This window comes from Terrabacter sp. P2_E3 (assembly GCF_056403915.1).
On record NZ_JBFUEN010000001.1, the window covers coordinates 232165 to 250800 of the forward strand.

The 18636-nt window shown below is 71.2% G+C and carries 17 protein-coding genes; 8 read left to right on the forward strand and 9 right to left on the reverse strand.

Features of this window, described 5'->3' with window-relative positions; all coding sequences use genetic code 11:
- Positions 1–2: 2 nt before the first annotated feature.
- The 5 genes from AC1DW8_RS01090 to AC1DW8_RS01110 all read right to left on the reverse strand — a co-directional run bounded on the left by AC1DW8_RS01090 (position 3) and on the right by AC1DW8_RS01110 (position 4401).
- Positions 3–821: a TrmH family RNA methyltransferase gene (locus AC1DW8_RS01090; RefSeq protein WP_056827026.1), complete on the reverse strand. Its 819-nt coding sequence runs from the start codon at positions 819–821 to the stop codon at positions 3–5.
- A 92-nt stretch (positions 822–913) separates the two neighbouring features.
- Complete coding sequence (locus AC1DW8_RS01095; RefSeq protein WP_478091233.1) at positions 914–1684, reverse strand: sulfite exporter TauE/SafE family protein; 771 nt, start codon at positions 1682–1684, stop codon at positions 914–916.
- 58 nt (positions 1685–1742) lie between these two features.
- Entirely contained in the window at positions 1743–2912 is a 1170-nt protein-coding gene (locus AC1DW8_RS01100; RefSeq protein ID WP_478091235.1) for an SPFH domain-containing protein, read from the reverse strand.
- A gap of 123 nt (positions 2913–3035) precedes the next feature.
- Entirely contained in the window at positions 3036–3464 is a 429-nt protein-coding gene (locus AC1DW8_RS01105; protein WP_056776910.1) for an NfeD family protein, read from the reverse strand.
- Between the two features lie 151 nt (positions 3465–3615).
- Positions 3616–4401, reverse strand: a complete 786-nt coding sequence (locus tag AC1DW8_RS01110) for an ABC transporter ATP-binding protein (protein WP_056776906.1) — start codon at positions 4399–4401, stop codon at positions 3616–3618.
- A gap of 60 nt (positions 4402–4461) precedes the next feature.
- Here AC1DW8_RS01110 and AC1DW8_RS01115 point away from each other — a divergent pair, with 60 nt between their 5' ends.
- A complete protein-coding gene (locus tag AC1DW8_RS01115) occupies positions 4462–5226 on the forward strand; it encodes a hypothetical protein (protein ID WP_478091238.1) in 765 nt (254 codons plus the stop codon).
- A gap of 24 nt (positions 5227–5250) precedes the next feature.
- On the opposite strand, the gene AC1DW8_RS01120 is transcribed toward AC1DW8_RS01115, so the two are convergent.
- Positions 5251–5667 (reverse strand): pilus assembly protein CpaE, encoded by a 417-nt coding sequence (locus AC1DW8_RS01120; protein WP_478091241.1) that lies wholly within the window; start codon positions 5665–5667, stop codon positions 5251–5253.
- 55 nt (positions 5668–5722) lie between these two features.
- On the opposite strand from AC1DW8_RS01120, the gene AC1DW8_RS01125 reads away from it, so the two are divergent.
- Positions 5723–6457 (forward strand): PIG-L deacetylase family protein, encoded by a 735-nt coding sequence (locus AC1DW8_RS01125; protein WP_056776896.1) that lies wholly within the window; start codon positions 5723–5725, stop codon positions 6455–6457.
- 20 nt (positions 6458–6477) lie between these two features.
- On the opposite strand, the gene AC1DW8_RS01130 is transcribed toward AC1DW8_RS01125, so the two are convergent.
- The 3 genes from AC1DW8_RS01130 to glgA all read right to left on the reverse strand — a co-directional run bounded on the left by AC1DW8_RS01130 (position 6478) and on the right by glgA (position 10154).
- Positions 6478–8199 carry an alpha/beta hydrolase gene (locus AC1DW8_RS01130; RefSeq protein WP_478091244.1) on the reverse strand — a complete coding sequence of 574 codons (1722 nt, stop codon included), beginning with the start codon at positions 8197–8199 and terminating at the stop codon, positions 6478–6480.
- Between the two features lie 114 nt (positions 8200–8313).
- Positions 8314–8889, reverse strand: coding sequence for a 1-acyl-sn-glycerol-3-phosphate acyltransferase (locus AC1DW8_RS01135; protein ID WP_478091249.1), 576 nt, complete (start codon positions 8887–8889; stop codon positions 8314–8316).
- 62 nt (positions 8890–8951) lie between these two features.
- Entirely contained in the window at positions 8952–10154 is a 1203-nt protein-coding gene (gene glgA / locus AC1DW8_RS01140; protein WP_478091253.1) for a glycogen synthase, read from the reverse strand.
- A 102-nt stretch (positions 10155–10256) separates the two neighbouring features.
- Here glgA and glgC point away from each other — a divergent pair, with 102 nt between their 5' ends.
- The 6 genes from glgC (at position 10257) to cphA (ending at position 18421) form a co-directional block, all read left to right on the forward strand.
- The gene (gene glgC / locus AC1DW8_RS01145) at positions 10257–11516 is read left to right on the forward strand and encodes a glucose-1-phosphate adenylyltransferase (RefSeq protein WP_056777761.1); all 1260 of its coding nucleotides are present in this window, start codon (positions 10257–10259) and stop codon (positions 11514–11516) included.
- A gap of 45 nt (positions 11517–11561) precedes the next feature.
- Complete coding sequence (locus AC1DW8_RS01150; RefSeq protein ID WP_478091256.1) at positions 11562–12419, forward strand: LLM class F420-dependent oxidoreductase; 858 nt, start codon at positions 11562–11564, stop codon at positions 12417–12419.
- A 1-nt stretch (position 12420) separates the two neighbouring features.
- Positions 12421–13152, forward strand: a complete 732-nt coding sequence (locus AC1DW8_RS01155; protein WP_056827021.1) for a ZIP family metal transporter — start codon at positions 12421–12423, stop codon at positions 13150–13152.
- A 110-nt stretch (positions 13153–13262) separates the two neighbouring features.
- Entirely contained in the window at positions 13263–14510 is a 1248-nt protein-coding gene (serB, locus tag AC1DW8_RS01160) for a phosphoserine phosphatase SerB (RefSeq protein WP_369793512.1), read from the forward strand.
- Positions 14511–14519: 9 nt separating this feature from the next.
- On the forward strand, positions 14520–15440 hold the full coding sequence (locus tag AC1DW8_RS01165; protein ID WP_056776878.1) for a cyanophycinase: 921 nt from the start codon (positions 14520–14522) through the stop codon (positions 15438–15440).
- Positions 15441–15529: 89 nt separating this feature from the next.
- Entirely contained in the window at positions 15530–18421 is a 2892-nt protein-coding gene (cphA, locus tag AC1DW8_RS01170) for a cyanophycin synthetase (RefSeq protein ID WP_478091263.1), read from the forward strand.
- The last annotated feature ends 215 nt before the right edge of the window (positions 18422–18636 follow it).

Genomic DNA, 18636 nt, shown 5'->3' on the forward strand with positions numbered 1-18636 from the left:
GGTCAGCCCTGGGGCCGCGGGCGCAGCGCCCACATCGCGACGGCGCTGGCCGCGGCGACGTTGAGCGAGTCGACGCCTCCGGCCATGGGGATGCGCAGGGTGAGGTCGGCGTCGGCGACGGTCCGGTGCGACAGGCCGTCGCCCTCCGTGCCGACGACGAGCGCGAGCCGCTCGGGTGGGCCGCTCTCGAGGTCGTCGAGCGAGACCGAGTCGTCCGACAGGGCCATGGCCGCGACGGTGAGACCGGCGTCGTGGAGCAGGGCCATGCCCTGCGGCCACGGGTCGATCCGCGTCCACGGCACCTGGAAGACCGTGCCCATGGAGACGCGGATCGAGCGCCGGTAGAGGGGGTCGGCGCACCGGGGCGTGATGAGGACGGCGTCGACCCCGAGCGCAGCAGCCGACCGGAAGATCGCACCGACGTTCGTGTGGTCGACGACGTCCTCGAGGACGATGACGCGGCGCGCGTCGGCGATGAGCGACTCGACGGTCGGCAGGGCGGGGCGCTGCATCGCAGCCAGTGCGCCGCGGTGGAGGTGAAAGCCGGTCAGCTGCTCGATGACGTCGTGCTCCGCGAAGTAGACCGGCACCCCGTCGGCCTCCGCGTCGCCGACGATGTCGGACAGGTCGTCGAGCCAGCGCCTGGCCATGAGGTAGGACCGCGGTCGGTGCCCGGCTCGAAGCGCACGGCGGATCACCTTCTGGCTCTCCGCGATGTAGAGGCCGCGCTCTGGCTCGTGCCGCCTCCGCAGCACGACGTCGGTCAGCGACACGTAGTCGGTCAGCCGCGGGTCGGTGGGGTCGGTGATCTCGATCGGCACGCCCGACAGGCTAGTGCCGGTCGCACCTTCATCCGGCATCGTGGCCCGGGGGCGGGGCCGGGGCCGGGGCCGGGGTCAGGCTGCGAAAGGCGTCAGGGGAACCAGACGAGCTTGACCACGGCGACGAGGCCGATCGCGATGATGAGGCCCCGCAGGACGTTCGGCGGGATCCGTCGGCCCACCCGTGCCCCGACGATGCCGCCCACGAAGGCGCCGACGCCGATGAGGAGGACGATGAGCCAGTCGATCTGGTCGCGTGCGAAGAGGATGAACACCGCAGCCGCGACGACGTTGACGACGAGGGAGAGCACGTTCTTGTAGCCGTTGAGCCGCTGCAGGGGCTCGAGGCTCAGCGCACTGAGCAGGCCCATGAGCAGGACGCCCTGGGCCGCGCCGAAGTAGCCGCCGTAGACGCCCGCGGCGAAGACCCCGGCTGCCATCGCCGGCGCGTGCCAGCGCGGCACCGACCCTTCGACCCCCTCCGGGTGGACCCGGGCCTGGATGCGCGGGCCCGCGACCACGAGCACGAGCGCGATGAGGATGAGCACCGGCACGATCGCCCGGAACGCCGCGGCGGGCAGGACGAGCAGCAGCCCCGCCCCCACGACCGAGCCGACGAACGACATCGGCATGAGCCGGCGAAGGGTGCGCGCGTGGCCGTCCAGCTCCCTGCGGTAGCCCCACGCCCCGGTCACGCCCCCGGCGACGAGGCCGATGTTGTTCGAGACGTTGGCGACGAGCGGGTTGACCCCGAAGAAGAGCAGGGTCGGGAACGTGATGAGCGTGCCCGACCCGACGATGGTGTTGATGACGCCGGCCCCGGTCCCGGCCAGCGCGATGGCGACGGCGGACCAGAACGACACCCGGTCACCTTACAGAGGGTGACCGGGTGTCGTCGGGGCGGTGTCGCCAGGGCGTCGGTCAGCGTCCGGTCGGGGGCTCCGGTGGCGCGTCGGGCAGGTCGTCCGCGGACGCCGGGGGCGTGACCGGCGGCGCCGCAGCGGGCGGCGGGGGCACGTCGGCCCCCGAGTGCAGCGGTGGCAGCTGGCGACCCATGGGAGCGGCGTGCTCGGTCGACTCGGCGCTCGCCTGCGCGGCCTGGCCACGGGCCTCGGCCAGTGCCTTGGCCGGGTCCTCGAGCACCGTCTCGGCAAAGGCGTTGTCGTCGGCGTCGCCCGTGTCGACCCACTGATCCTCGTCGTCGCCGCCCATCGGGCCCTGCTCGCTGCCGCCGAGCGCGTTGCCGATGCCCTTGAGGGCGTCGGTCAGCTCGGACGGGATGATCCACATCTTGTTGGAGTCGCCGCGGGCGAGCTGCGGCAGCACCTGGAGGTACTGGTAGGCGAGCAGCTTCTGGGTGGGCTTGCCGCGATGGATGGCTGCGAACACCTGCTGGATGGCGCGGGCCTGGCCCTGCGCCTCGAGGATGCGGGCCTGTGCCGAGCCCTCGGCACGCAGGATCTGGCTCTGCTTCTCACCCTCGGCCGTGAGGATGGCCGACTGCTTGAAGCCCTCGGCGGTGAGGATCGCGGCACGACGGTCACGCTCGGCGCGCATCTGCTTCTCCATCGTCTCCTGCACCGAGTGCGGCGGGTCGATGGCCTTGAGCTCGACACGGTTGACGCGGATGCCCCAGTTGCCCGTGGCCTCGTCGAGGACGCCGCGCAGCTGGCCGTTGATCTGGTCGCGGCTCGTCAGGGCCTGCTCGAGGTCGAGGGAGCCGATGACGTTGCGCAGCGTGGTGACCGTCAGCTGCTCGATGCCCTGGATGAAGTTGGCGATCTCGTAGACGGCGGCCTTCGCGTCGGTGACCGAGTAGTAGATGACGGTGTCGATGTTGACGACGAGGTTGTCACTGGTGATGACGGGCTGCGGCGGGAAGGTGACGACCTGTTCACGCAGGTCGATGTTGGCGCGGACCTTGTCGACGAACGGGATCAGGAAGTGGATACCTGCCGTCAGCGTCTTGTTGTAGCCGCCGAGTCGCTCGACGATCTGTGCCGTCTGCTGCGGCACGATGCGCACGGTGCGCAGCACGACCACGAACGCGACGACGACGATGAGTATCGGAATGATGAGTACCGGGTCCACGACCTTCTCGACCTTCTCCCTGTGCGGTCCGTGCTCCCCCGGGGAAGCGCGGTTGGTGCGGGCGGATCGGACGATCCGCCCGTTGGTTCGGTGGCGTCGCCGGGCGCGGGGCCGGAGGCCGGCTCAGCTCCCCACGACGCGGGCGCGGCTCACGATCGCGGTGGCGCCGTCGATGGAGTCGACGACGACCTCCTCGCCGGGCTCGATGTCGTCGCCGAGCGTGCGCGCCGACCACGTCTCGCCGGAGAGCTTGACCCGCCCTCCGGCCGGGTTGACACGGTCGATGGCGACGGCCGAGCGGCCGACGTGGGCCGCGGCGCCCATGAGCTGTTGCGGCGTGCTGGCCGAGAGGCGGTTCTTGAGCCACGGACGCACGATCGCGAGGAGGGCCACGGCAACGAGGGCCGCGACGATGGCCTGCACCACGGGGGGCGCCCCGAAGGCCGCGGCGATCGATGCGCCCACGGCACCACCGGCGAGCATGAGGAAGGTGAAGTCGACCGTGACCGCCTCGATGGCGACGAGGACGAGAGCCACTGCCACCCAGACCATCCAAGCCTGTCCCTCGACCACGTGCCCCCACCCTGCCTTCGTCCACCTCGGCGACGGGCCCCGATGTCCCGTGCGTCACTCCTGTGACGTTCTCGATTCTGCCTCAGTTCCCTCTCGGGACCTACGGATCAAGGGGTCGGGACGGTTGCGATCAGGACTCGGCCCGCGCCGACCAGCGCTCGCCGTGCTGCTCGAGCACGAGGGGCAGACCGAACGTCGCGCTGAGGTTCTCGGCCGTCAGCGTCAGCGGGATGGGGCCGGCGGCGACGACCTTGCCGTCGCGGATCATGAGGACGTCGGTGAACGACGGAGGGATCTCCTCGACGTGGTGCGTCACGAGCACCATCGCGGGCGCCTCCGTGTCGGCGGCCAGGTCGGCGAGCCGGCGCACGAGGTCCTCGCGACCGCCGAGGTCGAGACCGGCGGCCGGCTCGTCGAGCAGCATCAGCTCGGGGTCGGTCATCAGCGCCCGGGCGATCTGGACGCGCTTGCGCTCGCCCTCGCTCAGCGTGCCGTAGGCCCGGTCGGCGAGGTGCTCGGCGCCGAGCGTCCTGAGCAGCTCCATGGCGCGCACGTAGTCCACGTGGTCGTACGTCTCGCGCCACCGGCCGATGATGCCGTAGGAGGCCGTCACGACGACGTTGCCGACGAGCTCGTCGCCGGGGATGCGCTCGGCCATCGAGGAGCTCGCGAGGCCGATGCGCGGCCGCAGCTCGAAGACGTCGACGGCGCCGAGCACCTCGCCGAGGACGCCGGCGACCCCCGCGGTCGGGTGCAGCCGCGCCGCGGCGATCTGGAGCAGCGTCGTCTTGCCGGCACCGTTGGCGCCCAGCACGACCCAGCGCTCGCCCTCCTCCACCTCCCACGTGACGTCGTCGAGGAGCGTCGAGGCACCGCGACGAACGGTGACTCCGGCGAAGGCGAGGACGTCGCTCATGGCTCGACCCTATGACAAGGCCTCCACAGCCGCCGCGGCGGCGCACCCTACGATGACGGGGTGTCCGAGCTGCCCGCGTCCGTGCGCCTCGCGCTGTGGGTGACGGCCTCGTGGCGTGGCGACCTCGCGACGACGGAGGCGTTGGCCCGGGCCTTCCCGGACCTCGACCACGTCGCCGGTGACCTGGCCCGGCTCGACGTCTGGCGGGACCTCGGCGAGCGCGCCCTGTTCGTGGCGCTCCCCCGTCCCGGCGACCTGAGCCGTATGCCGCGTGGTTCGTCCGCGGCGACCGCGCACGCTGCGGACGCCGGGGAGTGCGTCTTCGTCGCCGGCATCGGCGGGGTCCTCGTGCCGACGCTCTCGGAGTTCGGCCCCGAGGGCGACGTGGGCGTCCGTGCGGACTGGACGGCCTACGAGGCGGACCCGCTCCCCCGGCACCGGATGGAGATGCTGGACCTCCGGGACATCGAGCGCGACCTCATGGGCCGCCTCCGCGACCACACGCAGCGCTTCGACGAGGTGGGGGGCCACCCCTGGGGTGACGAAGCGCGCGCCGAGGCGCAGGCCGACCTCGACACGACGCTGTGGGGCATCCCGCCGGCGACGTCCGGACGCGCCCTGCGGATCATGGCCCTGTCGGCCAACCTCTCCCGCGTCGCCCACCGCAACGCCGGCCGGACCTCGCTCGGGTCGAGCGGTCTCGACGCGGTGACCACGGCGAACCGGACGCGGCTGTTGCGCGACCTCGCCGCGGACGCCGACGCAGCACTGGCCGACGCGACCAACGTCGCCGTCATGTCCATCGCCGGCTGGCGCCCCGCCTGAGTGCCGGTGCGTTCGGCCGCGCGGCTACGCCTCGGGGGCGGACGTCCCGAGCTGCGCGAGCACCGCTCGCGCGTAGGCGCGTTCGGCGTCGATGTCGGCATGGCGCCCGACCGCGCCGTCCCGCCCGCGGGCCGACACGGCATACCCGCCCTCGAGCTGTTCGAGCGAGACGAAGGACTCACCGAGCAGGTCACGCAGCTGGTCCTCCCTCGGGAGCCACACGGCCTTGTCCTGCTCGACGCTGTCGAGGGCCCACTCGGTCGTGCCGTTGAAGCCGATGACGTCGCCCGTCGTGAAGTGGTGGACGTCGACCGTGATCTCGCTGATCACGAAGACGTCGTCCTCCATGCCGCTGACGGCCACGACGAAGCGGTCGCCCGAGACGGGCTTCCACGTCAGTCCCGCGTCGGAGAGCCGGCGGGCGAGCTCGAGGGTCAGCATGTTCCCCATCGTCACATCCCCCCGGGACTTCGCCAAGCAACCCTAGATTTGGTCCATGACGGAGCACCCAGACCTGCAGCCACTCGACGAGAGCACCTTCGAGACCGTTCTCTGCGTCGTGGCGCATCCCGACGACCTCGAGTACGGCACGGCCGCCGCCGTCGACCGGTGGGTGCGGGCCGGCAAGACCGTGACCTACCTGCTGGCCACCCGCGGCGAGGCGGGGATCGACACCCTGCCGCCCGAGCAGGCGGCCCCGTTGCGCGAGCAGGAGGAGCGGGACGGGGCGGCCCAGGTCGGCGTCGACGTCGTGGAGTTCCTCGACGGCTTCACCGACGGGGTCGTCGAGTACGGCCTCCCGCTGCGGCGCGCCATCGCCCGCGAGATGCGGATCCGCAGGCCCGACCTCGTCATCACGTCGACGTACGCCGACCGTTTCCCGGGCGGCTTCGCCAACCAGGCCGACCACCGGGCGGTGGGTCTCGCCGTCGTCGACGCCAAGGCAGACGCGGGCAACCGCTGGATCTTCCCCGACCTCGTGGACGAGGGGCACGAGCCGTGGCAGGTCGCCCGGCTGCTCATCGTGGCCGACCCCGAGCCGACGCACTTCGTCGACGTCTCGGAGCACTTCGACGCCGCGGTGGCGTCGCTGTCGGCGCACGACGCCTACCTCGCGGCGCTCGGATCGGACTATCCGAAGCCGGCCGAGCTACTCGGCATGATCCTCGGCGGCCCCTCGGAGGTCGTCGGGGTGCCGTATGCCGTGACGGGCCGTCTCGTCGGCGGCTGACCTGCGTCGGGCCCGAGGCTCTAGCCCAGCGCTCCCACCGCCGTCCGGATGGCTGCCAGGTCGTCGGCGGTGACGCCCTCGGGACGCATCACGGCGTTCCAGGCGTCGACGTACTCCGTCGTGTACTTGTGCCCGTGTCCTGCGGGGACGCCGGTCGAGAACGGGAGGTCGGCCGTCACCTGCCAGAAGGTCACGAACGGCATCCAGAACATCCCCTGCAGCACGTCCTTGCCGGCCGCCTCACCGATCCAGTCGGGCTCGTTGAACACGAGGTGGGGAGTCCACCACACGATCGGGTCGGACGGGTGCATGAGGTAGAGGACGCGGGTGCCGTCCCACGGCTGGCCCTCGGGCGGGATCGAGGCCGCCGGGTCGGTCGCGAAGCGCACGGTCCGCCCGTTCTTGTAGACGGGTTGGATCTCGGGACTGCCGACGTCGCGGTGGTCGCTGAACTCACGGAACAGGGTGTTGAAGTTCGGCGGCCCCGCGAAGACCGTGCCGGCGGTCCGGTTGCGCAGGTCGTACTCGCCGCTGAAGGCGGTCTCACCGCCGAACGTCCCGAGGCTCTCGCCCGACACGTACAGCTTGGGCCGGGAGTCCTGCGGCAGCCGGGACCAGCGGTCGTAGACGGCGTCGAAGAGTGCCCGTCCCGCCTCGCGGGCCTTGGACTGGTCGACGAGGAACGAGAGCCACGACGGCAGGTACGAGTACTGCATCCCCAAAGTGGCTGCGTCGCCGCCGGTCAGGTACTCGAACGGGGCGACGAGGGCCGGGTCGACCCAGCCGCTGCCGGTCGTCGTCACGACGAGGAGGTTCGTCCGCTTGAACCCTCCGGCCCGCTCGAGGTCGTCGACGGCCAGGGCAGCCCGCTGTTCGGCGTCGTCGGCCGAGTCGAGGCCGGCGTAGGTTCGGATCGGTTCCTCTGCGGGGTGGTGGACGACCCCCTCGATGTCGCTCGCGGTCGGACCGCCTGCCACAAACGTGCGGCCCTCGCGACCGAGCGACTCCCAGGGGACCATCGAGCCCGGCCCGCCAGACCGGAGGCCGGTCGCGGGCTTGACGACCCCCTCCTGCGTGACGGTGTTGCCCACAGAGAAGGCCTCGTCCATGGCACCCACGAGACCGTCGATGAGGACGCCGCTGATGACGAGGTAGGTCATCGTCGTGACGAGGATCCAGCCCGTCGCGCCCGCGGCCCGCCGCCCGAACCTGCGGCTCAGCAGGTCCGCGACCCAGTGGTAGACGCGTCGGATGCCACGGCCGATGAGCAGGAATACCGCGAAGAAGAACACGGCGACCACGGGCGAGAGGACGACGAGGGCGATGTTGTACTCCGTCACTCCCATGAGGCTCCGGATCTCGTGCTGCCAGTACTGGCCGAGACCGAAGAAGACGACGAGCAGCACTCCGCCGCCGATGAACAGGGCCCGCCACGACGAGGGCTTGGGCTCTCGTGGCTCACGGTCCGCGAAGGCGCGCCACAGCCATGCGCCCAGGACTCCGAGCCCGTAGCCGATGGATGCGGTGATCCCGCAGACGAGGCCCTGGATGAACCCGCCACGCGGGAGCAGCGACGGGGTGAACGACAGGGCCGCGAAGAGGACCGCGCCCCAGCACCCCGGGACGGTGAAGTGGAGCAACCCCCGGAGGCGTCCGGAGCGCCGCTCCAGCCCGTCCGCCTCGTCGACCGACCCGTGGTCGCCGGCGGTCAGCGCATCGTTGCCAGCCACGTCAGTTGCCATCTCAGCTCGTTCCGGTCAGCGGGACGGGGGTGCACTCACGTGGAACGCTCCCACACGTGGCGGTCACGAGCACGCGAAACGCCGTACGCGCGACCGGACCCCGAACTCCCGGGATCAGCGCCGGACGTCGGGTTGCGACTCCTCGCGGAGTCGAGGCTCCGTGCGCCGCTCGGGGTGGATCCCACGCTTGTCGCGGTAGAACGCCCGCACCGTGTCCATGTCGGCAACCACGTCGGGCGTGGCGGTCATGGTGGGGCCGAATCCAGCTGTGCGAGAGGGTCCGTCGATGAAGGCGAGGGCGATGGGGAGACGGGTCGACCGCCCGATCCGCCAGAAGCCGGACTTCCAGTAGCCGCCCTTCGAACGGGTGCCTTCCGCAGCCAGGATCAGCAGGAACGGCTCCCCGCTCCGGGCCTCCCGCACGAGTCCCCGCACGACCTCGCCGGGGTTGTCGCGGTCGATCGGGATGCCACCGAGCCGCAGCAGGAGCCACCCGAGCGGGCCACGGAAGAGCTCCTTCTTGATGAGGACGCGCGGTGTGACGCCGCCCCGCCACATGACCAGGAGCATCATCACGAAGTCCCAGTTGGACGTGTGCGGTGCACCGACGACGATGCCGGTGCGAGGCACGTCGCCCACCGCGGTCCACCCGATGAGGCGCAGCACCAGGCCGGCCAGTCGACTCCTCATGGCGTTTCCTCTCGGGCTGTGGCGGTGGTCCGCCTCCACCAACCTACGCGAGGCGCCGTGCGTCAGATGTCCAGGACCGAGCGGTAGACCTCGAGCGTGCGGTCGCCGATGGAGGCCCACGAGAACGAGTCGACCGCCCGCTGCCGGCCGGCTCGACCGAACGCGTGGGCCCGGTCGACGTCGGAGACAGCGTCGGTCAGCGCGGCGGCGAGGTCGGCGACGAACCGGTCGGGGTCGACCGGCGTCCCGGTGCCGTCCTGCACCTGCTCGATCGGCACGAGCCACCCGGTCTCGCCGTCGACGACGACCTCGGGGATGCCGCCGGTGGCGGTGGCGACGACGGCGAGCTCGCACGCCATCGCCTCGAGGTTGACGATGCCGAGCGGCTCGTAGACGGACGGGCAGGCGAAGACGGTGCCGTGGCTCAGCAGGGCGACGACCTCGTTGCGCGGCAGCATGTCGGGGATCCAGACGACGCCCTCACGCTGCGAGCGCAGCTCGTTCATGAGTCCCTCGACCTCGGCGAGGATCTCTGGGGTGTCGGGCGCACCCGCGCAGAGGACGATCTGGACGTCGCGGGGCAGCAGCGCGCAGGCCCTCAGCAGGTAGGGCAGGCCCTTCTGGCGGGTGATGCGGCCGACGAAGACGACCGACCGCTGGTCGGGGTCGACGCCGTGACGCCGGACGATCTCGGTGGCCTCCGGGGAACGGTCGGCCGACCACAGCTGCGAGTCGATCCCGTTGTGCACCACGTGAACCCGCGCTGGATCGAGCGAGGGGTAGCTCTTGAGGATGTCCTCGCGCATGCCCGCGCTGACCGCGACGACGGCGGCAGCCGACTCGTACGCGGTGCGCTCGGCCCACGAGGACACGCGGTAGCCGCCGCCCAGCTGCTCCGCCTTCCACGGGCGCATCGGCTCGAGCGAGTGTGCGGTCACGACGTGTGGCATGCCCCCCAGGAGCGACGCGAGGTGGCCGGCCATGTTGGCGTACCAGGTGTGCGAGTGGACGAGGTCGGCTCCGACGCAGTCGCCGGCCATGCTGACGTCGACGCCGAGTGTCTGCATCGCGGCGTTGCCGGCCGCGAGCTCGGGGAGATCGGCGTATGCCGTCGTCCCGGCCTCGTCACGCGCGGCGCCGAAGCAGCGCACCCGGACGTCGATGTCGCCGCGGTCGCGGAGCGCCCGGACGAGCTCTGCCACGTGAACACCCGCGCCTCCGTAGATGGCCGGCGGGTACTCCTTGCTGAGGATGTCGACGCGCACGTTCCGACCCTAGTGCTGCAGCCATCCCGCGGAGCGGAAAGCTCGGCCGATCTTGCGTGCTGAACCTGTCGGCGACCGGACGCCTGCCCTAGGGTGGCGCTCATGGCCCGACGAAGCCCAGCTGCTGGTCCGAAAGTCCTCGCGATCGTGCTCGCTGGCGGTGAGGGCAAGCGGTTGATGCCGTTGACCGCCGACCGGGCCAAACCCGCCGTGCCGTTCGCCGGCATCTACCGTCTCATCGACCTGGCCCTGTCCAACGTCGTCAACTCCGGCTACCTCCAGGTCGTCGTGCTGACGCAGTACAAGTCGCACAGCCTCGACGCGCACGTGACGAAGACATGGCGCATGTCGACGCTCCTCGGCAACTACGTCACGACCGTCCCGGCGCAGCAGCGCGTCGACAAGAACTGGTACCTCGGCAGCGCCGACGCGATCTACCAGAGCCTCAACCTCATGCACGACGAGCGGCCCGACATCGTCGTCGTCGTGGGCGCCGACCACGTCTACCGCATGGACTTCAGCGCGATGGTCGAGCAGCACATCGAGACGGGTGCGGCCTGCACCGTCGCGGCCATCCGCCAGCCGATCTCTCTCGCCAACCAGTTCGGCGTCATCGAGGTCGACGACGCCGACCCGTCCAAGATCGCCGCCTTCCTCGAGAAGCCGAACGACCCCAAGGGCCTGCCGGACAACCCCGACGAGGTCCTGGCGTCGATGGGCAACTACGTCTTCACCGCCGCAGCCCTCGAGGCGGCTGTCATCGCCGACCACGACAACGAGTCGAGCAGCAACGACATGGGCGGCGACATCGTGCCCTACTTCGTCGGCCGCGGAGAGGCCGGCGTCTACGACTTCAAGGACAACGAGGTGCCCGGCGCCACCGACCGCGACCGCGGCTACTGGCGCGACGTGGGGACCATCGAGTCCTACTACGACGCCCACATGGACCTCATCTCGATCCACCCGGTCTTCAACCTCTACAACTACGACTGGCCGATCTACACGAGCCACAGCCCCTACCCGCCGGCGAAGTTCGTCCACGGCAGCGGCGACCGCATCGGCGAGGCGCTCAACTCGGCGGTCTCCCCGGGCGTCGTCGTGTCGGGTGCGCACATCTACGCCTCGGTGCTCTCCCCCCTCGTCAAGGTGCACTCCTACGCGAGCATCCAGGGGTCGGTCCTGCTCGACGGCGTCGAGGTGCACCGGCACGCGCAGATCCGCCGGGCCATCATCGACAAGAACGTCGTCATCCCGGAGGGGTGCCAGATCGGCATCGACCACGAGCACGACCGGGCACGCGGCCTCCACGTCACCGAGACCGGCATCGTCGTCGTGGGCAAGGGCCAGATCGTCACCCGATGAGCACCCCGATGAGCCCCGCCCGATGACATCTGCGAGGGTCTTCCCATGACGTCCACCGCCACGAATCCCCCGGTCAGCGCGACGGACTCACGGCCGGCGCGGGTCGGCATCCAGATCCCGCCGCAGCACGCGACGTGGGCCCAGATCCGACGCACGGCGTCGACGCTCGAGGAGATGGGTGTCGACGTCCTGCTCAACTGGGACCACTTCTTCCCGCTCAGCGGCGACCGGGGCGGCCAGCACTTCGAGTGCTGGACGATGCTCGGCGCGTGGGCCGAGTCGACCGAGTCCGTCGAGATCGGCGCCCTCGTGACGTGCAACAGCTACCGCAACCCCAGCCTGCTCGCCGACATGGCGCGCACCGTCGACCACGCGAGCGAGGGGCGCCTCATCCTCGGGATCGGCTCGGGGTGGGCGCAGCTCGACTACGACGAGTACGGCTACGAGTTCGGCACCGCGGGCGGGCGTCTCGACGACCTGGCGCGCGACCTGCCGGTCATCCGCGACCGGTGGAGCCGGCTCAACCCCGCCCCGACGCGCGACATCCCCATCCTCATCGGCGGCGGCGGCGAGAAGAAGACGCTCCGGATCGTCGCCGAGCACGCGGACATCTGGCACGGCTTCGGCGGCCCCGAGGAGATCGCGCACAAGCACCGCGTCCTCGACGAGTGGTGCGCCCGCCGAGGCCGGGACCCCCTCGACATCGAACGGTCGGCCGGTGTCGCCTTCGTGCCGGGCCGCAACCCCGACCAGTCGGGCGACTACGCGAGCAACGCCCAGCAGCTCCACGACGTCGGGACCCGGCTGTTCACGGCGAGCGTCGCCGCGGCCGACCCCGACCTCGCCCGCGTGCGCGACCTGCTCCAGTGGCGCGACGAGGTCAACGGGGTCAGCGCGTCGTGACGTGCTGACCGCGACCTTCTGGGGACTCGTCGGTGGCGCCGCCCTGCTCGTCGGCGCGCTCCTCGGGCTCTATGCCAGAGCCTCGTACCGCGTCATCGGCCTCGTCATGGCCTTCGGCGCCGGCGTGCTCATCAGCGCGGTCGCCTTCGAGCTGACCGAGGAGGCGTTCCACTCCGCCGGCGCGGCGCCCGTCGTCGTCGGGCTCGTCAGCGGCTCGGTCGTGTTCTTCGTCGGCGACTGGTTCATCGACCGTCGAGGTGGCCACCGGCGCAAGAGCCCGACCGGGGGCCCGCAGCAGGGTGCGGGCGCGATGGCGCTCGTCCTCGGGGCCCTGCTCGACGGCATACCCGAGTCGGCCGCGATCGGCGTCAGCGTCCTCGGCGGCGGTGAGGTCGGGATCGCCATGGTCGCGGCGGTCTTCCTCTCCAACGTGCCCGAGTCCATGTCGGCGAGTGCCGGCCTCAAACGGGCGGGACGCTCCGCGCGCCAGATCCTGCTGCTGTGGCTCGTCGTCATGCTCGTCTCGGGCCTGGCCGCCGGTCTCGGCTACGTCCTGCTCGAAGGCGCCTCCCCCGCCGTGGTGGCCGGGATCCAGACCTTCGCGGCCGGCGCCATCATCACGATGCTCGCCGACACGATGATGCCGGAGGCCACCGAGCACGCCGGACGCTTGGTGGGTCTCGTGACGATGCTCGGCTTCGCGCTCGCGTTCCTGCTCAGCGCCCTCGGCTGACTCCCGCACGACGCCGGCGGACGGCATACGCCCTCCGGCATGACGGACGTCACCGGCCGAATGCCGGAAGGTGACGCGGGAGCGCACGCGCGCTCACTACCCTGACGCGGGTGACCGAAGTGAACAGCACGGACGGAACGGACATCCAGACCCTGAGCGTCACCGTGACGGGCGACGACCGACCAGGTGTGACGGGGACGCTCCTCGGGGCGCTGTCGGGAGTGGACGCAGAGGTCCTCGACATCCAGCAGGTCGTCGTGCACGGTCACCTCACCCTGACCGTCCTGCTGAGACCCGGCGCCCATGTCGACCAGCTGCGCGACGCCGCCGCCGTCGCCGCCCACCGCCTCGGCCTCGCCCTCACGGTCGTCGAGGGCACCGGCGTCAACGCGCGCTCGCGGCAGGGACGGGCGGCCGTCGTCGTCCTCGGCGCCCCGCTCAGCGCCGACGCCGTCTCGCTCGTCACGACCCGGATCGCCGACCACGGCGCCAACATCGACCGCATCCGCCGGCTCTCGCGCTACCCCATCACGACGGTCGAGTTCGACATCTCCGGCGCCGACCTGCCGTCCCTGCGCACCGAGCTCGCCCTCGTGGCGACGTCGGAAGGCATCGACATCGCCGTCGCACCCGGCGGGCTCGCCCGGCGCGGTCGGCGACTCGTCGTCCTCGACGTCGACTCGACGCTCATCCAGCAGGAGGTCATCGAGCTGCTCGCCGCCCACAGCGGCCGGGAGGCGGAGGTGGCCGAGGTGACGGCGCGCGCGATGGCGGGAGAGCTCGACTTCGAGGAGTCCCTGCGTGCCCGGGTGGCGACCCTCGCGGGCCTGCCCGAGTCGGTCCTCGACGAGGTGCGCGAGTCGGTCCAGCTGACCCCCGGCGCCCGGACGCTCGTGCGCACGCTCAAGCGGCTCGGCTTCACCGTGGGACTCGTCAGCGGTGGGTTCATCGAGATCGTCGGCGAGCTCGCGGACGACCTCGGCATCGACCACGCCCGCGCCAACCGGCTCGAGATCGAGGACGGCCGCCTCACCGGACGTGTCGTCGGCGAGGTCGTCGACCGGGCGGGCAAGGCGCGCGCCCTGCGCGAGTTCGCCGAGCAGGAGGGCCTTCCGCTGAGCCGTACCGTGGCCATCGGCGACGGCGCCAACGACCTCGACATGCTCGACGTCGCCGGCCTCGGCGTCGCCTTCAACGCCAAGCCGATCGTCCAGGAGCAGGCCCAGACCGCGGTCAACGTGCCCTACCTCGACTCGGTGCTCTACCTGCTCGGCATCTCCCGCGAGGAGATCGAGGAGGCCGATCTCGACGACGGCACGCCGACCCAGGCTCCGCCGGTCCCGCACGCCGGTCACTAGGCTGGCGCGATGCAGTCCGTGGCCCCTTCGTCCGTAACCCCGAACGCGAACGGCGTCCGCCGCACGCTGCTCATCATCGGCGGTGCCGAGGACCGGATCGGGCGGTCGGTCGTGCTCAAGCGGTTCGTGAAGCTCGCGGGCGGCCGGCGGTCGCACATCGTCCTCATCCCCACGGCGTCGTCGTACGCCGACGAGGTCTCCGAGGCGTACCGCGACGTCTTCACCCGGCTGCGGGGCGGCGACTACTCCGTCGTCCACCCCGAGACCCGCCGCGACGCCAACGACCCGGCGATGGTCGAGGCGCTCGACACCGCGACCGGCGTGTTCATCACCGGTGGCAGCCAGGTCAAGCTGGCGCAGAACATCGTCGGCACGCCCGTGGGCGACGCCGTCGTGCGGGCCTACGAGCGCGGCGCCGTCGTGGCCGGCACGTCGGCCGGCGCCTCGATCATGAGCCGATACATGATCTCGCTCGGCGAGGAGGGGCTGACGCCCAAGCAGCGAGCGAGCCAGATCTCGGCCGGCCTCGGGCTCGTCGAGGACGTCATCATCGACCAGCACTTCGACCAGCGCGGCCGCTACGGCCGGCTCATGTCGATGGTCGCCGCCTCGCCGAACCTGCTCGGCATGGGGATCGACGAGAACACGGCGGCCGAGATCCGTGGCGGCACGGTCATGTCGGTCATCGGGGCCGGCTCGATCTTCGTCGTCAACGCCCGCAACGCCATCACCGACGCCCCCGACGCGCGTCGCGGTGCGCCCCTGCTCGTTTCGGGCGCGGTCGTGCACTCGCTGCCCACGGGCAGTACGTTCGACCTGGACCACGTCGAGCTGACCGCGTTCGTCGAGCGTCACCCCGACATCGAGGGTGCGGTCGTCCCGGCCAAGGTCCGCGCGGCGCGCTCGTCGACGAGCAGCGCCGCTCACTGAGTCCCGTCCGTCCAGCCGCACCGCACCGCACCAACGGTCGACGGGTATGCCGCACGGCACGTCCCGCACGACCCCGTAGGAGGAGATCCATGGCCGTCGAGGTACCCACCCCCACAGGCCCGGCCCGACCGGACCTGAAGATCCTCGAGACCCGGATCTACCGCGGCCCCAACATCTGGTCCTACCAGCAGGCCGTCCACCTCGTCGTCGACCTCGGCAGCCTCGAGGAGTACCCCACGGTCTCGCTTCCCGGCTTCACCGACCAGCTCGTCGAGCTCGTCCCCGGGCTCGAGCGCCACACCTGCTCGCTCGGCCGACGCGGCGGGTTCATCGAGCGGCTGCGCGAGGGCACGTGGCTCGGCCACGTCGCCGAGCACGTCGCGCTGCAGCTGCAGACCCTGGCCGGCCACGACTCGCGCCGCGGCAAGACGCGTGCGGTCAAGGGCAAGCCCGGCCAGTACAACGTCGTCTACAGCTACACCGACGAGACCGTCGGGGTCGCCGCGGGCAAGCTCGCGGTGCGCCTCATCAACCACCTCGTCCAGCCCGAGGACGGCTTCGACTTCGAGACGGAGTTCAACGCCTTCCTGCGCCAGGCCGAGCGGGTCGCCTTCGGTCCCTCGACGGCCGCCATCCTCGAGGAGGCGGCCTCGCGCGACATCCCGTACATCCGCCTCAACTCCGCCTCGCTCGTCCAGCTCGGCCAGGGCGTGCACGCCCAGCGCATCCGGGCCACGATGACCTCCAAGACGGGCGCGCTCGCCGTCGACATCGCGAGCGACAAGGACCTCACGACCAAGCTCCTCGGGTCCGCCGGCCTGCCCGTGCCCAAGCAGGAGGCCGTTCGCACCGTGCGGGGAGCCGTCGAGGCAGCGCGCCGCATCGGCTTCCCGGTCGTTGTCAAGCCGCTCGACGGCAACCACGGCCGCGGCGTGTGCCTCAACCTCATGAGCGACGAGGACGTCGAGAAGGCGTACGACATCGCCAAGGCCGAGTCGCGTCGCGGCACGATCATCGTCGAGTCCTTCGTCACCGGTCGCGACTACCGCTGCCTCATCGTCGGTGGACGGATGCAGGCGATCGCCGAGCGCGTCCCCGCGCACGTCATCGGCGACGGCACCCACACCGTCGCCGAGCTCGTCGAGATCACCAACGCCGACCCGCGTCGTGGCGTCGGGCACGAGAAGGTGCTGACGAAGATCAAGGTCGACGCCAACGCGCTCGAGATCCTCGCGGGCCAGGGCCACACGACCGAGTCGGTGCCGGACGAGGGCGAGATGGTCAAGCTGGCCCTGACCGGCAACATGTCGACCGGTGGCATCTCGATCGACCGCACCTTCGACGCCCACCCGGACAACGTCGAGATCGCCGAGGAGGCGGCCCGCATGGTCGGGCTCGACGTCGCCGGCATCGACTTCATCTGCCCGGACATCACCTATCCCGTGCGTGAGACGGGTGGCGCGATCTGCGAGGTCAACGCGGCTCCCGGCTTCCGCATGCACACGCACCCCACCGTCGGCGAGCCGCAGTTCATCGCCAAGCCGGTCGTCGACCTGCTCTTCCCACCGGGCGCGCAGTCACGCGTGCCGATCGTCGCCGTCACCGGCACGAACGGCAAGACGACGACGTCGCGCATGATCGCCCACATCTTCAAGGGTCTCGGACGCAAGGTCGGGATGACCTCGACCGACGGCGTCGTCATCGACGAGCGGCTCGTGATCAAGGCCGATGCCTCGGGTCCGCGCTCGGCCCGGATGGTGCTCCAGAACCCCCGCGTCGACTTCGCCGTCATGGAGGTCGCCCGGGGCGGCATCCTCCGCGAGGGCCTCGGCTACGACCGCAACGACATCGCGGTCGTCACCAACGTCGCCCCGGATCACTTGGGACTCAAGGGGATCGACACCCTGCGCCAGCTCGCCGACGTCAAGGCCGTCATCGTCGAGGCCGTGCCGCGCGACGGCTTCGCGGTGCTCAACGCGGACGACCCGAACGTGCGCAACATGCGCCGACGCTGCTCGGGCGGCATCGTCTGGTTCTCGATGGCCGAGCCCGGCAGCGAGACGCGCGAGTTCGTCGACGACTACTGCCGCCGCGGCGGCCGTGCCGTCGTGCTCGAGCCGAGCGAGCGTGGCGAGATGATCGTCATCAAGCACGGCCGGCGCAGCATGCAGCTCGCCTGGACCCACCTGCTCCCGTCGACGTTCGGTGGTGCGGCACGCTTCAACGTCGCCAACTCGCTCGCCGCCGCGGGCGCCGCCTTCGCCGCAGGAGCCCCGCTCCACGACATCCGACAGGGCCTGCGGACCTTCGCGACGACGTACTACCTCTCCCCCGGTCGCCTCAACCTCGTCCAGGTCAACAACGCCGACGTGTTCGTCGACTACTGCCACAACGCGGCCGGCATGAAGGAGCTCGGCGCCTTCGTCGACCGCTACGCCGACCAGAAGCAGCGCCAGGCCGACCTCGGCAAGACCTCGCGCATCGGCATGATCGGCGCTGCGGGCGACCGACGCGACGACGACATGCGCGAGCTCGGAGCGGTCGCGGCCCAGCACTTCGACGTCATCGTCATCCGCGAGGACGAACGCCTGCGCGGCCGCAAGCCCGGCGAGACGGCCGAGCTCGTGGCCGAGGGCGCGCGTGCCGCGATGAAGGAGAGCGCCCGCTGCCGTCAGGTCGAGATCGTCCTCGACGAGCTCGACGCCACCCGCCACGTGCTCGCCCGCACCAACCCGGGCGACCTCGTCGTCATGTGCGTCGACCAGCACGCGCTCGTCGTCGCCGAGCTCGAGGAGCGCACCAAGCACGCCCAGGCGGGTGCCCGCATCGGCACGGCCGCGGCGGCCACGAGCGACCCCGACCTCGACCCGAGCACTCTCACCGAGACCGCCGAGGCCGAGGGCGACGAGGCCGAGGAGGAGGCGCTCGGCGCCCTCCCGTCGGAGTCGCAGCCCGACCACGCCGACGACACCGCCATCTGACACGAGTCGAGGCGCGCACGCGATACGGCCGGGAAGTGCGCCACGGCGCACTTCCCGGCCGCGTGGGCGTTCGAGGACCGACACGAGTGCGCCATGGCGCGGTTGCCGACCTGGCTCAGGCGCGGAACCGGGCACAACTGCGCCGTGGCGGGGTTGCCGACGGCGCCCGGGCGCATCACCGGCAGAAGTGCGCCGTGGCGCGTCTGCAGCCGTGC

Excerpts from the sequence above, each read along its gene's own strand:
- AC1DW8_RS01105 (WP_056776910.1), bottom strand. The coding sequence starts at position 3,464 with ATGGTCTGGGTGGCAGTGGCTCTCGTCCTCGTCGCCATCGAGGCGGTC.
- AC1DW8_RS01110 (WP_056776906.1), bottom strand. The coding sequence starts at position 4,401 with ATGAGCGACGTCCTCGCCTTCGCCGGAGTCACCGTTCGTCGCGGTGCC.
- AC1DW8_RS01120 (WP_478091241.1), bottom strand. The coding sequence starts at position 5,667 with ATGCTGACCCTCGAGCTCGCCCGCCGGCTCTCCGACGCGGGACTGACG.
- AC1DW8_RS01125 (WP_056776896.1), top strand. The coding sequence starts at position 5,723 with ATGACGGAGCACCCAGACCTGCAGCCACTCGACGAGAGCACCTTCGAG.
- AC1DW8_RS01130 (WP_478091244.1), bottom strand. The coding sequence starts at position 8,199 with ATGGCAACTGACGTGGCTGGCAACGATGCGCTGACCGCCGGCGACCAC.
- AC1DW8_RS01135 (WP_478091249.1), bottom strand. The coding sequence starts at position 8,889 with ATGAGGAGTCGACTGGCCGGCCTGGTGCTGCGCCTCATCGGGTGGACC.
- glgC (WP_056777761.1), top strand. The coding sequence starts at position 10,257 with ATGGCCCGACGAAGCCCAGCTGCTGGTCCGAAAGTCCTCGCGATCGTG.
- AC1DW8_RS01150 (WP_478091256.1), top strand. The coding sequence starts at position 11,562 with ATGACGTCCACCGCCACGAATCCCCCGGTCAGCGCGACGGACTCACGG.
- AC1DW8_RS01165 (WP_056776878.1), top strand. The coding sequence starts at position 14,520 with ATGCAGTCCGTGGCCCCTTCGTCCGTAACCCCGAACGCGAACGGCGTC.
- cphA (WP_478091263.1), top strand. The coding sequence starts at position 15,530 with ATGGCCGTCGAGGTACCCACCCCCACAGGCCCGGCCCGACCGGACCTG.